Genomic DNA, 14,087 nt, shown 5'->3' on the forward strand with positions numbered 1-14,087 from the left:
TTATTCTCCTGTCTTTGCCTTGGCCATCATCGCGGTGAAGCGGTCAAACAGGTAGGCAATATCATGCGGACCTGGTGAGGCTTCAGGGTGACCCTGGAAGCAGAAAGCTGGTTTATCAGTACGCGCAAAACCTTGCAGCGAGCCATCAAACAAAGACACGTGGGTGACGCGGCAATTGGCTGGCAAAGTTGCAGCATCGACTGCGAAACCGTGGTTTTGGGAAGTGATCAATACCTGCTTGGTATCCAGATCCTGCACAGGATGGTTGGCGCCGTGGTGGCCGAATTTCATCTTGAGGGTTTTAGCACCGGATGCCAGCGCCATGATTTGATGACCAAGGCAGATACCAAAGGTAGGAATGCCCTTCTCTATCAATTCCTTGGCAGCAGCAATCGCATAATCGCAAGGCTCAGGGTCGCCAGGACCATTCGACAAAAACACGCCATCTGGATTCAATGCCAGCACATCGGCAGCACTGGATTGCGCAGGCAATACCGTAACCTTGCAACCACGCTCGGCCAGCATGCGCAGGATATTACGCTTAACGCCAAAGTCGAAAGCGACGACATGGAATCTCGGATTTTGCAACTGACCATAACCCTGGCCCAGCACCCACTCGGCCTCAGTCCATTCATAAGCCTGCTTGACGGATACGACCTTGGCCAGATCCATGCCAGACAGACCAGGGAAAGACTTGGCCAGTGCGATGGCTTTTTCAGCATCAGCACCTACCAGGATAGCACCGCCCTGCGCACCTTTTTCACGCAAAATACGTGTCAGCTTGCGGGTATCAATACCGGCAATAGCAACGATGTTTTGGGATTTGAGATAATCAGAGAGGGATTGTTCAGAGCGGAAATTCGATACCAGCAAAGGCAGGTCTTTAATAATCAAACCAGCTGCATGGATTTTGTCAGACTCTACGTCTTCGGCATTAACGCCCGTATTACCAATATGCGGATACGTCAGAGTAACGATCTGGGAACTATAACTGGGATCAGTCAAAATTTCCTGATAGCCAGTCATTGAGGTATTGAAGACAACTTCACCTATGGTCTGACCGGCAGCGCCAATCGAATATCCAGTGAAAATGCTTCCATCGGCGAGAGCAAGTATAGCGGTGTCCTGGCCGGAACGAAGAAGGGACTGCGGAATGGGCAGCAAGGGCAACTCCTGTATTGTTACCGCCGCTGCGACGCCCCAAGCTGTCGTTTCCCTGGCCGCGCATGAATTGCCGCGCAGCCTGGAAAGATGATGGAGCGATGTGAATTTGGGTAGGCGCTACGGCGAGATTTCGGATTAGTTAAACCCTCGAATTATAGCGCGAAACGGCCCATCAGGCAAATACGAAATGCCTGATGGGCCGTGAAATTGCTTGCAAACTCAATAGTGTACGAGCGTGCGTTAATTATTTTCCAGAAATTATCTCTGACACCATCCCGCAAAACAGAATGTGTTATTCAATTTAAATATTTGAATTACAGACCCAGAGCAGCAATACCGGCTTTGGCGATTTGCGCATCTTCCGCCGACTTGACGCCTGAAACACCAACCGCACCAACGCATTGACCATCGACAATAATTGGCACTCCGCCTTCAAGCATGCCTTCCAGAGGAGCACTCAGGAAAGAATAACGGCCATTATTGATAATATCTTCATAGATTTTTGACTCACGCTTGCCCAGTGCGGCAGTAGCAGCCTTGGCTGGGGCAATTTGCGAAGAAATCGGGGCGACGCCATCCAGACGCTGCAACCACATCAAATGACCACCATCGTCCACGATAGCGATCACGACAGGCCAGTTATTGGCCTTGGCTTCCGCCTCAGCAGCAGCAGCAATTTTTTTGACATCATCCAGAGTCATCACAGGTTTTGTTTGCATAAATACCTCTCCATTAAATTCTGCGGATTGTACGCCAAGCAATTGCGCTTAGGTATACAAACAGTTTTTACCAATTTAGCCAGCTTATTGAGTCCTTTTTAGCGCCAGGCCAGAAATCAGCCTGATACAAAACCCCTGAACATATTGCCATTATTTCAAGTAAATAGCGGAAACTTATTGTTACTCAGAAAGGTATCCCAAATAGTTTACATTTTTTCAGAGTTCGCTTACAGTTGACCGGTTTTTCCAACCAGGTGCAAAGATGCTAATAACCGTTTCCAGAATATCAAGGAAAGCCAAATTAGTGCTTATCTCAACTATGCTGCTAGCAGCAGCGGCCAATCCAGCCTGGAGCGCAGACAATCCCTTCCCCGAGTCCTCGACCGCCTACACCAAACTGCAGGAAATCAAGCAACGCGCATCCGACCTCACAGTCAAAGCCATGGATTTGATGGGCATACGTTATAAGCGCGGCGGCAACTCACCTGAAAATGGTCTCGATTGCAGCGGCTTTGTCAGATATGTATTCAAAGATGTGGTCAGCGCCAATTTGCCACGCACCTCAGCAGAAATCAGTAAAGTAGGCGAACACGTAGAACAAAAGGATTTGCAGCCCGGCGATCTGGTTTTTTATAACACGCTCAAACGCGGCTTTTCTCATGTAGGCATTTATCTGGGTGACAACAAATTCATCCATTCCCCTTCAGCAGGCGGCCAGGTCAGGGTGGAAAGCATGGACATCGCTTACTGGAAAAAACGCTTCAATGGCGCACGCCGCATCAATGATGATGAAGTCAAATAATTAGCATAAAATAAATTATTTAGTGCCAAGCAGTTTTAACTACAGATTTTCCCAGCCTCAAAAAACAAAGGCAGAGCAAATCATGCCCTGCCTTATCTTCCCTCCTTTACCTCATCTCCGTCAGATCAGCGCTCCTGCATCGCCTTAATCTTTTGCTTAATCTCTGGCATCATTGCCATTGCCGCTTTTTCACCTGCCAGGATAGCCAGATTGCGGCCATTAAAATCGTTACCCTTCATACCCGGCAATTCCGGGCGTATCACTATCTCGGCCTGCTTCAACTCAAACTGATTAATGCTCTGCCCCATGATGGCTACGGTTTGCAGTAACACATCAAGAGTCGCATTGGAAACCAGCGGCTCAGGCGGCGAAGAAATATTGACGGCAATCACCAGGTCTGCCCCCATTTCACGAGCAAAACGTACCGGCACTGGCGATACCAGACCACCATCGACATACAGGCGATCATTGATTTTCACAGGTTGAAATACGCCAGGCACAGCCGACGAAGCACGCACTGCCGCACCCGTATTCCCGCGCTGGAAAAGTACTGCATGGCCAGTTGCCAGGTCGGTCGCGACAGCACCAAATGGCTTGCGCAGTTTTTCTATCGGTGCTTGCACCACCAGACGGTTTACGTAGGCTTGCAGGGCATCACCCTTCAATACACCACTGGACTTGGAAAACAAAGGCAGCGACCAGTCAGAGATGGTCACTTCATCCATATCCAAAGCCATTTTTTGCAGGGCAAAGCCATTATTCCCAGCCGCGTACATGGCCCCGACTACACTGCCTGCACTGGTACCAACCACAACATCAGGATTGATGCCTTGCGACTCCAGCGCCTTGATGACACCTATATGGGCAAACCCACGCGCCGCACCACCGCCAAGCGCCAGTCCTATGCGTACGGGCTTGAGTGTCTTGACCACAGGGATGGCGGGCGTCACGGCAGGTGTTGCCTGTTGTGGCGAAGTATTGCAGGCAGACAGGCCAAATACCAGCATGACCGGCAAGGCGAGACGGGCAAGAACAGAGTTTTTACCAGCAGCCAAAGCTGATGGACGGGAAAATAGACGCGACATGTGATTTCTAGGTTTCAACAGTAAATGAGGTGCAAGTTCCGGCGAAAGGGATTTTTTGCAGGTGCGTGATTATATTTCTAAAATAGCCATAGCACCGGACATGCTGAAAAAAACTGCTGAACAGACCAAATCACCATAGGCAGACTACCGATTTGATGAATTCACCTTCAAGCCATATATCACAAAATCATGATATGCGGCATTCACATATTTATATGTCATGCCATAGAAATAATTAGTATTGATAATCCCGCACTTGTCGCGTAATTACCGACCCAATTATCCGGAAAGTCCCGCAACTTGCGGAGACACCATTCGTTAAACATTTGATGTCTGAAGCTACTCTTGAAAGATTTTATGAAAAAAATTTCCTGGTTACCGCCACTCACTCCCATCGCGGCACTGGTAGCTCTTGCACTGGCAGGCTGTGGCAGCAGCAACCCGACCACAACAACCAATGTAACGCCCGCCGTCGATCCCAACAGCATACCGGAAGGAACCGTCGTCAAACTGGCCTTGCTGGAAACCACGGACATCCATCAAAACATACTCAGCTACGATTATTACGGCCTGAAAGCCGATACCAGCCTGGGCCTGGAAAGAACCGCCGCCCTGATCAAGGATGCACGCGCAGAAAATCCCAATAATATCCTGCTCGACGACGGCGATGTCATACAAGGAACTTTGCTTGGCGATTATCAGGCACTGGCAGCACCCGTCACCTGCAACGGCACACTGGCCATCTATAAAGTCATGAATGCTTTGAAATATGATGGCGCAGGCTTGGGTAATCATGAATTCAATTATGGCCTGGGCTTTTTGAGCCAGATCACCAATACCGATTTTGGCTTGCCCGATGTCAGCAAAGCTGGCACTTGTGGCGCCCCCAACTTCCCGCTGGTTTTATCGAATGTAGTCGGTGCCAGCAGCCAAAAGCCCATCTTCAACCCTACATCCATCATCAATAAACAATTTGTCGCTACCAAGCCTGATGGCAGCAGCATGAATGTCAAACTCAATGTCGGCATCATGGGCTTTGTACCACCACAAATCATGGACTGGGATCAAAAATCCCTTGCTGGTAAAGTCGTCGTCAATGGCGTGCAAGAATCTGCCAACAAATATGTACCTGAGCTGCGTGCCAAAGGTGCTGATCTGGTCGTCGCCCTGTCCCACGGCGGCCTGGATGCATCGCCCTACAGCCCAAAAATGGAAAACGGCAGCCTGCACCTGAGCACGACTGGTATCGATGCATTGATGCTGGGTCACGCCCACTTGATTTTCCCGGCACCAAAAGAAGTTGGTGCCCCGGCCATCGATGCTTCGCTAGCTGCCCTGCCTGCTACGATTGTCGATACCAAAAAAGGTCTGGTCAATGGCGTGCCAGCAGTCATGGCTCAAAGCTGGGGCCGCCGCCTGGGCATCATACAAATGACACTCAAGTATCAAAGTGGTAAATGGGTAGTGCAAAAAGACCTGACCAATGTAGAAGCACGAGGCTTCAAGTATAAAGATGGCACCAACATCATTGATGCAGATGCCTCTATCGCGCCACTGGTTGACACCGAACACAAAGCCACCATCAACTACGCAACACAAGCTCTGGGCACAACGACAGACTTTGAAATGTCCGCCTACTTTTCCCTGGTCGGCGATGTCTCTGCCATACAAATCGTCAATCAGGCGCAAATCGACTATGTGAAAAACTTTATCGCAACTTCAAATGATGCGACGATAGCCAGCTACAAATCCATCCCCGTCATTTCATGCAGCGCGCCATTCAAGGCAGGCCGCAATGGACCAACAGACTTTACGGACGTTGCACCAGGCGCCAGCCCAGCATCGCCATTTGGTTTGCAAGTACGCAACCCAGGTGATCTTTACCTGTATGGAAATAACAATCTGCAAGCCGTCAAGATCAAGGGCTCTGACCTGAAGAACTGGCTGGAAACCGCAGCAAAACAATTCGGCCAGATAGACCCTGCACTGACGACTGAGCAAGACTTGGTGCCGTCTTATTCAACCATCTATAACTATGATGTGTTCTATGCAGACAATAATGCACTGATCTATCAGATCGATGTTACCCAGCCAGCAGGCAAGCGCATTGTCAATCTGACGTACGCGGGCAAGGCCATAGGCGACAATGATGACTTTATCGTTGCGACGAATGACTACCGTGCAGGTGGCGGCGGTAATTTCCCTGGCATTGATGGCAGCAAGACCATTATCAAATCGCCAGATGCCAATCAGGCTGTGGTCAGCAATTTCGTCAAAAAACAAGGCAAGATCACCAGTGTAGCGAATGGCACAGGCCAGAGCTGGAGTTTTGTTAAAGTAACGACCAAGGGACCTGTAATTTTGCGCTCTGCTCCAGGCAAAATATCAGTAGCACAAGCACTGGGATTGAGCCGCGTCAAATCCGAAGGCACCCTGGATGCCAGCGGCTTTGCCAAATATGCGATAGATTTAAGCAAGTAAACTCGCTGAAATTTGGCAAGAAAGTTTAGCAAGAAAGAACAAGCACGCACTTCAGTTTGAAGTGCGTGCCTACCCATGATGACGATATGCTTAACAACTTAAGAATCAGTGCAGGCGTGGTACTACTATGCAGCCTGTGCGCCTGCGCACCGGTTCCAACTACGGCAGAAATAGAATCTGCCGGCATACAGGCTTTGCATGCACAACTACCCTCTGCCATCGCAGCACTGCAAAAATGGGCATCTGCTGGCAATGCAGTAGCCCAGCGCGAACTGGGTCTGGCGTATGCAATACATTCTGAACAACAAGCCCAGGCTTTGCTGTGGCTGGAGCGTGCCGCAAAAAATCAGCATGGTGACGCAGAAGCGCAGTTTCAACTGGCAGAGGCCAACTATAAAGGCCGTCTTGGATTGACAAAAAATGAGTCGCAAGCCTGGAAATGGTATGAGCTTGCAGCCAATAATGCTTATGGCAAAGCCAGCTTCATGCTGGCTCGCATGGCAAAATATGGTCAGGGAGTACCGCAAGATCTGGCGTTGTCTGTCAAATGGCTGGAAAAAGCCAGTGAGCAAGGCAATGCACAGGCCATGTTCCTGCTATCGAACGCCTATGCCGCAGGAGAAGGCGTCAAACAGGATCAGGCACTGGCCAGAAAGTGGCTGGAAGAATCTGCGGAGCTTGAATACCCGGTCGCCATCCAGGCCCTGGCCATGGAATTGGAAAGCGGTAGCAAGCAAGTGGAAAAAGATCCACTAAAGGCCAGACACTTGATCAAGGAAGCCTCGGATGAACGTCTGATGCGCTGGAACCGCTATCAATAAAAAAACGTCGCCAGCATGGACATCACTGCAAGTGCCATCATACAGGTGGCCAGCCAGCCCAATATTTTCAGCCTGCGGGTAATCACAAATTTACCCATGATGTCGGCCCTTGTCGCCATCAACATCATGACCACCATGATAGGAACAGAAATCACGCCATTGATGACTGCACTCCAGTAAAGGGCCTTGATGGGGTCAATCGCCGTAAATCCCAGCGTAATACCTATCACTGTTGAAAGCGCGATGATGGCGTAGAACTGCCGGGCCTGCATCGGTGTATCTTCGAGACTGTTTTTCCATTTGAATGCGCCTGCCATGGCATACGCAGATGAACCGGCCAGCACAGGTATTGCCAGCAAACCCGTGCCTATGATACCCGCACTGAACAGCATGAAAGCCAGGTCACCGGCGATGGGCCGCAAGGCCATTGCCGCCTGCGCAGAAGTCTGGATATCGGTCACGCCATGCAAATTCAGCGTAACAGCGGTAGTCAATATGATGAAAAAAGCCACCAGATTGGAAAATGCCATACCTATGTAGGTGTCAAGCTTGATACGCTTGAGATTGGCTGGCGCCTGCTCAGGCGCCTGTATCAGTGGACGTGCCAGATGGTCAGCGCGCATCTCCTCCACTTCTTGCGAAGCTTGCCAGAAAAACAGGTAGGGGCTGATGGTCGTACCAAATACGGCCACCACTGTCGTGATGTATTCTTTTTTCCAGGATAGCTGAGGCATGACTGCCCTCTTAACAACGTCCATCCAGGGTGTATGGACAACGAACACCGTGGCAACATACGCCAGCAAGGCCAATGTCAGCCATTTCAAAAAACGCACATAGCGCTGATAAGGAATAAATACCTGCAACAGCAAAGACAATATGCCAAAACCTATTGCATACAGATGCGCCTTGCCACCCACGAGCAATTTCAAGGCCTCACCCATGGCAGAAATATCAGCCGCAATATTGATGGTATTGGCGATCAGCAGAAGTCCTACCACCGCATACAATAACCAGGCGGGATAATGACGACGTATATTGGTGGCAAGACCATGACCGCTGACCCTGCCTATACGGGCACTGACGATTTGTATGCCCACCATCAAGGGATAGGTAAACAATACCGTCCACAACATATTGAAACCGAATTGCGCACCTGCTTGCGAATAGGTTGCAATGCCACTGGGGTCATCATCGGCGGCTCCAGTAATCAGACCAGGCCCCAGTTTTTTCAACAGGGACGGTTCCCTGGTGTCTGCTGACGAACCTGTAGTCGGTTTATTCATAGCGCGGTTCTTGAATGCGAGTGATCGCTTTTGATCTTATGGCCTTATGGTCGCCGATGAGTGACATCCATACCTACGCCGCGGTATCCGGCAAAGCGGCTGGCCGAATCAAAAAAAGGTTCTCCACTGACTTGCAGGTATTGTATCGTGCCATCCGGTTTGCAACGCCGGTAAGTAAAATCCAGGAATGGCCGACGATTGGCGATATTGTCATCAAGTTTTTCACGCTCATCAACATCCCAGCCCTCCATGCCACCCTTTGGCGTTTTACCCAACATGTCTTCCACACGTATGCCCAGCATTTCAAATACAGGCCCGGATACACTGGTGAAATTGCCGAACTGATCCTGCTCCCAGTACCAGTCAGAAGAAAGGTGGGTAAAACTTCTAAAGCGCGCTTCGCTGACACGTAATTCAGCAGTACGCTCCAGCACGGTCTGCTCAAGACGTTTATTGTAGGTATCAAGCTGTTGATATAGCAAACGCACTTCCAGCATATTGTGTATGCGCGTCTGCACTTCCTGCAGATCAAAAGGTTTACTGACAAAATCCTTGGCACCTGCCTGCAAGGCACGTAGTTTGTGCCCCGGCTGAGCAGTGATCACCAGTACCGGCAAATAGGCATCAGCACTAATATTCTTTAATTCCTCCATCACCTCAAAACCATCCATACCCGGCATTTGCAGGTCCAGCAATATCAGGTCATAGTTGTGCTCTATATGCAGTGCGCAAACCGTACGCGCATCCATGGTCGTGGTGATATTGGAATATCCGATGTTACGCAGCATTTGCTCCAGCAACATCACATTAGCTTTTTGATCATCAACGATCAGGATGCTGGCCTTAAGAATTTCGACTGTTTCAAGCATTTCATTCTTTCAAAATCGTTACTGCTTCAACATTGCACTCCACTACATTTTCAGCTCAACTCAACTTCACTTTTTATTTGGCTGCACTCAATGTCACCTTTTTTACGTGCCAATCCGTGCTCTTTGGCATGATGTAGCGCCAGGTCAAGTGCATCCATGAATTCGTTAACCTTGATCGGTTTGGTCAGATAACGGAAAAAACCAGCATCCAGGCCCTTAGCGATATCACGTGGCATGGCGTTTGCAGATAAGGCCATCACAGGTATATGCGCAGTCAACGGGTCATTTGCCAGAATTTTGAGCGCACCAAAACCACTGAGGCCTGGCAGATTAATGTCCATCAAGATCACATCCGGCTTGCAAAGCTGTGCCGTACTGATACCAAGATGGGCATCAACGGCCGTCAAAAGTTTCAGATCGCTGCGACGCGCAATCAATTGTTCGACCAGCGCCAGATTGGCTGGATTATCTTCAACATAAAGCAAACTGCGTTGAGACGAAGCCTGAGCCACTTTTTGCCCTATGCCCGTTCCGATCAGAAACTCGCCAGCGCTTTCATCATGCAAAGCTGGAGCTAAGGCCAGGGCGAGCTCTATCCAGAACACACTGCCAATACCAACATTACTTTCTACACCAATCGATCCACCCATAAGCTCAACCAGTTGTTTGGTCACCACCAGGCCGATACCTGTTCCCTCTTCATTACCAGCGTCCTGCCCAAGGCGATTAAATGGTTGAAACAGCTGAGCCATCTGCTCAGGCGACAAACCCTTACCTGCATCCCTGACACTGATGCGCATCCGGTTATCACCATGCATGGCATATTCAACTGTGACCGTACCCTCGTGCTGGTTATATTTAATCGCATTTGACAGCAAATTCACCATGACTTGCTTGAGCCTGGTGCGGTCTGCAAATACATACAGAGGCATATCGATGACCGGGAAAATCATGACTATTCCACGCGTCTTTGCCTGCGGCTCTATCATGGACTGACAATCCAGCAAGACGTCGGCTAGCAAGATAGACTCTTTTGAAATGCTGACCTTGCCTGACTCTATCATCGCCAGATCCAGGATTTCATTAATCAGCCTCAACAGATACCAGCCTGCCTGCAATATCTGGTCTATCGATAACTTCTGGTTGTCAGAGGGTGGCGGATTGTCCGATGCCATCAATTGCGCAAAGCCGAGCACTGCATTGAGCGGGGTGCGCAATTCATGGCTCATGCTGGATAAAAACTCTGATTTGGCCAGATTCGCTTTTTCAGCAACTGCCTTGGCTAATTCAAGTTCTATATTGCTATTCTGTAGTCTTTGCTCAAATAATTTATATTCGGTGACATCGCGCGCAGACGCAAAAACACCCTGTAATCGACGCTCACGGTCATAGATGGTACTGGCATTGTAAGAGACCCCGGTTTCTTTGCCATTTTTCGCAACCGCTGTCAGTTCACAATTTGTGACCTTGCCGGTTTGCAGCGCACGCTTCATTGCCAGTTCTGCAGCAGCAGGTTCAGTAAAATAATTTTTGAATGGTGCGCCAATAAGTTCGTCACGCGTACACCCGGTGATGGCTTCCATCTGATGATTGACGTCACTGATCACACCATTCAGGTCTGTGGTAATCAGGGCATCAATATTGGCCTCAATTAATGAACGCGTATAAAACTGCTGATCACGAAAACGCTGGTCGAGCAAGGCCTGCTCAGCTTCTACCTGCTTGCGGGCGGTATTGTCTGTACCTATCAATAAACTGCCGATAACAACTCCCTCCGCATCCCGCAAGGCAGTGACTGAGACAATCGCCTGCAGGCGGCTGCCATCACGACGAATATACGTCAGCTCATGAATATCCTCCAGGCTACGCATCGCCTTGAAAATTAAAGCATCAAAACCCAAGGCAACCGGGGTATTAAATTCTGCACTCAGCGCGGCGGCCCTGCTATCCAGCTCGTTTGTATCGGAGATATCAGCGGGACTAATCAGATTGACGACATCGGCAGCGTCATAACCCAACATATGCTCTGCACCAACATTAAAAATCTGGATAAGACCTTGAGCATCGGTCGCAATAATGGAAAAGTTTGGGCTATTAAATATGGCATCCTGCAAGGCTCCCATCTTGAGCAAAACTTCACGTACCTTGAGTGAAGTTTGTTCACCAGCCCGGCGACCAAGAGTAGCGCGGCGGATCTGTAAAGCCCAGAGCAATAAAAATACCAGCAAAAAAGCGACACTGCCAACGACGAGCTTGATGCGAAATGCTGCTTTTAATTTACGTTCATCGAGCAGGACCTGCTCATCGACAACCGCTTCAGTCAAAATATTTTGCACTTTGGCCGATGTCAGCAGCCCAGTATGAAACAAAGCCCTGGCAGCAGCAAAACCATGCGCATCAAATTGCTTTTGACTTTCCCGCATGACGACAACTCTTTCGTCAACGGCCTTTTGCAACTGCTGTATGCGTGTCTGTTGCTGAACATTGTCGATTGTCAATCCACGCAGATGCTGAATAACAATCGCTATTTCGTCAAATTGACTATTGCGCTGTTTGATGAAAGCATCTTCCCTGGTCAGAAAATAAGCTTTTTGCCCGTTCTCCGCCTCTGACAGTTTGGCACTCAGTTCATTGAAATCATCGATGATCTTGCGGGTATGGTCTATGGACTTGACCGCATCAAAAGGGACAGCAATATTCCAGGCTATGCCCCCTATCATCAGCAAGGCCAGCAAGGTGATACCAAAGCCGATCAGGGTCAGGCGCTCTACCGAGATTGCCTTCATATATTTTCATTCACAGCAATCCTTCAGCAAATTGGAAATTCCGGCCAGTATTCAGAGACCTGCTCTGCTCTATATGCAGCCCTGTATATTGCTCTGTACGCTGTTCTGCGCATAGCCGGTTTTTCTGACAATGGGGGCAGATGCAACAGGTATGGCTTTTCCCTGACGCTGCAAGACATCTGACAGCAGGCGGGCAAATTCTTTTTTTACCACGCCATAACACTCACATACATGCTCTTCCAGCCCCACACGGTTGATGACATGAATATGTCCCCGCCGGTAACTGATAAAACCGTAATTCTGCAACCTGCCCGCAGCTTCAGTCACACCTTCGCGCCGCACACCCAGCATATTAGCAATCAACTCCTGGGTAATCGTCAGGTCATTGCCTGACATGCGGTCCAGCGTCAGCAAGAGCCAGCGGCATAGTTGCTGCTCGACGGAGTGATGGCGGTTACATACTGCAGTTTGGGACATTTGCGTGATCAGGGCCTGGGTATAACGCAGTAATAAGCGTAATACCGGGCCAGCACGGTTAAACTCTTCCAGCAAGATATGCGCTTTGAGGCGATATCCATGTCCGCCAGTTTGTACAATCGCACGACTGGGCGTGGTGTCGCCCCCCATAAACAGTGAAATTCCGACCAACCCCTCGTTACCGACACCGGCTATTTCCGAGGAGCCTCCGTTTTCCAGCAAATAATGAAGGGAAACAATTGCAGTTACCGGAAAATATACATATTGCAGCTTACCACCTGATTCGTACAAGACATCGCCGAGCAACATGGGCACCAACTCAAGATACGGTGCCAGGCGATCAAATTCGGTATCGAGTAATGCTGCCAGCAAATGATTTTGATTCGGGTCTATAGGACTGTCCATATCGAATTCCTGCATAAATTTATAAGGGAGCCCGAGGCGCGCAAACGAGCCAACAAAATCTGCTCAGCATACCCAGCAACCCGACTCTATGGCGCTTAGGCGCATAGTGTCTGTTCGATATCACACATATAGAAATAATAATGCAAAGAAAACTCAGTGGCTCTCAGCAACTTAGCTTATTTCACTTGCTTAAACGAGCGCCATTCCTGCCAAATAATGGAAGCTAGACTATGACAGTTTCACAAAAATAGTTACGTGCGCTAGCGTACATACAGCGGGAAATCCGCTATTCATCCGGAAGATTTGGCTGAAAATACTTTTTTAAAAAAATACTGTTATGTTCAATTGTCTTTCCTACCCGATCCTACTTGCCGAGACGCAGGACGAATCACCGCAGCACGACGGTCTGACTCACCCAAGACATGCAAAGGATCACCGCGAGGAATATCATCAATTAGACGATCGAATTCCAGCTTGACAACGGCGTAACATTCACAGACCACCTTCTCCAGACCGGGGCGATCTACTACATCAATACGCCCGCGACTGTACTGTATCAAACCCAGTCTTTGTATATTGCCCGCAGCAGCAGTTACCCCCTCACGCCTGACACCCAGCATATTGGCTATCAATTCCTGCGTCATGGAAACAGAATCTGAAGGCAGACGATCCAGACTCAATAGTAGCCAACGGCAAAGTTGCTGCTCTATGGAATGATGGCGATTGCATACAGCGGTTTGCGTCATTTGTGTGATCAGCGCCTGGGTATAGCGCAGCAAGAGCCGCAAAAACGGTCCGGCGCGGTTAAATTCGTCCTTCAGATACTGCGCCTTGAGGCGATAGCCATAGCCTGCACATTGCACCACTGCACGGCTGGGCGTGGTTTCGCCACCCATAAAGAGAGAAATGCCAAGTATACCCTCATTACCAACTATGGCTATTTCAGCAGAAGCACCGCTCTCAAGCACATACAGCAGCGACACGATGGACGTGGTCGGAAAATAGACGTAATTCAGGGTACCACCAGCTTCATACAAGGTCTGTCCCAGCGGCATTTCCACCAATTCCAAATGCAGGGAAAGGCGATCAAACTCTGCTTGCGGCAAAGCAGCGAGCAGGTGATTTTGCAAAGGATTATGCGGAATGGTCATGGGCAGGGCTCTGAGCAGCCAACTCAGTTGCGAGTGGCATGGGT

11 protein-coding genes and 1 pseudogene are annotated in these 14,087 nt (G+C 49.5%); 3 read left to right on the top strand and 9 right to left on the bottom strand.

Going from position 1 to position 14,087, the window contains the following annotated elements; translation table 11 throughout:
- The gene (gene carA, locus UNDKW_RS14440; protein ID WP_162061940.1) at nt 1-1,155 is read right to left on the bottom strand and encodes a glutamine-hydrolyzing carbamoyl-phosphate synthase small subunit; all 1,155 of its coding nucleotides are present in this window, start codon (nt 1,153-1,155) and stop codon (nt 1-3) included.
- A 323-nt stretch (nt 1,156-1,478) separates the two neighbouring features.
- Nucleotides 1,479-1,883 (bottom strand): heme-binding protein, encoded by a 405-nt coding sequence (locus tag UNDKW_RS14445; RefSeq protein ID WP_162041720.1) that lies wholly within the window; start codon nt 1,881-1,883, stop codon nt 1,479-1,481.
- A gap of 319 nt (nt 1,884-2,202) precedes the next feature.
- On the opposite strand from UNDKW_RS14445, the gene UNDKW_RS14450 reads away from it, so the two are divergent.
- A complete protein-coding gene (locus UNDKW_RS14450) occupies nt 2,203-2,685 on the top strand; it encodes a C40 family peptidase (RefSeq protein ID WP_232063388.1) in 483 nt (160 codons plus the stop codon).
- Between the two features lie 125 nt (nt 2,686-2,810).
- Here UNDKW_RS14450 and UNDKW_RS14455 read toward each other — a convergent pair whose 3' ends face one another.
- Nucleotides 2,811-3,770, bottom strand: a complete 960-nt coding sequence (locus UNDKW_RS14455) for a patatin-like phospholipase family protein (protein WP_162059256.1) — start codon at nt 3,768-3,770, stop codon at nt 2,811-2,813.
- A gap of 357 nt (nt 3,771-4,127) precedes the next feature.
- On the opposite strand from UNDKW_RS14455, the gene UNDKW_RS14460 reads away from it, so the two are divergent.
- Complete coding sequence (locus UNDKW_RS14460) at nt 4,128-6,251, top strand: bifunctional 2',3'-cyclic-nucleotide 2'-phosphodiesterase/3'-nucleotidase (RefSeq protein ID WP_162059257.1); 2,124 nt, start codon at nt 4,128-4,130, stop codon at nt 6,249-6,251.
- An 86-nt stretch (nt 6,252-6,337) separates the two neighbouring features.
- Complete coding sequence (locus tag UNDKW_RS14465; RefSeq protein WP_162059258.1) at nt 6,338-7,072, top strand: tetratricopeptide repeat protein; 735 nt, start codon at nt 6,338-6,340, stop codon at nt 7,070-7,072.
- Here UNDKW_RS14465 and UNDKW_RS14470 read toward each other — a convergent pair.
- The 6 genes and pseudogenes from UNDKW_RS14470 to UNDKW_RS14490 all read right to left on the bottom strand — a co-directional run bounded on the left by UNDKW_RS14470 (nt 7,066) and on the right by UNDKW_RS14490 (nt 14,043).
- Complete coding sequence (locus UNDKW_RS14470) at nt 7,066-8,355, bottom strand: NRAMP family divalent metal transporter (RefSeq protein WP_162059259.1); 1,290 nt, start codon at nt 8,353-8,355, stop codon at nt 7,066-7,068. The two genes, UNDKW_RS14465 and UNDKW_RS14470, sit on opposite strands and share 7 nt — an antisense overlap.
- 44 nt (nt 8,356-8,399) lie before the next feature.
- Nucleotides 8,400-9,224, bottom strand: coding sequence for a response regulator (locus UNDKW_RS14475; RefSeq protein ID WP_162059260.1), 825 nt, complete (start codon nt 9,222-9,224; stop codon nt 8,400-8,402).
- A gap of 50 nt (nt 9,225-9,274) precedes the next feature.
- A complete protein-coding gene (locus UNDKW_RS14480; protein WP_370529135.1) occupies nt 9,275-11,347 on the bottom strand; it encodes a PAS domain S-box protein in 2,073 nt (690 codons plus the stop codon).
- A 165-nt stretch (nt 11,348-11,512) separates the two neighbouring features.
- Nucleotides 11,513-12,010, bottom strand: a pseudogene (locus UNDKW_RS31160) (CHASE3 domain-containing protein); the annotation flags it as partial.
- Between the two features lie 69 nt (nt 12,011-12,079).
- Nucleotides 12,080-12,892 carry a Crp/Fnr family transcriptional regulator gene (locus tag UNDKW_RS14485; RefSeq protein WP_162059262.1) on the bottom strand — a complete coding sequence of 271 codons (813 nt, stop codon included), beginning with the start codon at nt 12,890-12,892 and terminating at the stop codon, nt 12,080-12,082.
- Nucleotides 12,893-13,233: 341 nt separating this feature from the next.
- The gene (locus tag UNDKW_RS14490) at nt 13,234-14,043 is read right to left on the bottom strand and encodes a Crp/Fnr family transcriptional regulator (protein WP_162059263.1); all 810 of its coding nucleotides are present in this window, start codon (nt 14,041-14,043) and stop codon (nt 13,234-13,236) included.
- Nucleotides 14,044-14,087 lie beyond the last annotated feature (44 nt).

Origin of the sequence: Undibacterium sp. KW1 (assembly GCF_009937955.1) — a bacterium.
GTDB lineage: Bacteria > Pseudomonadota > Gammaproteobacteria > Burkholderiales > Burkholderiaceae_D > Undibacterium.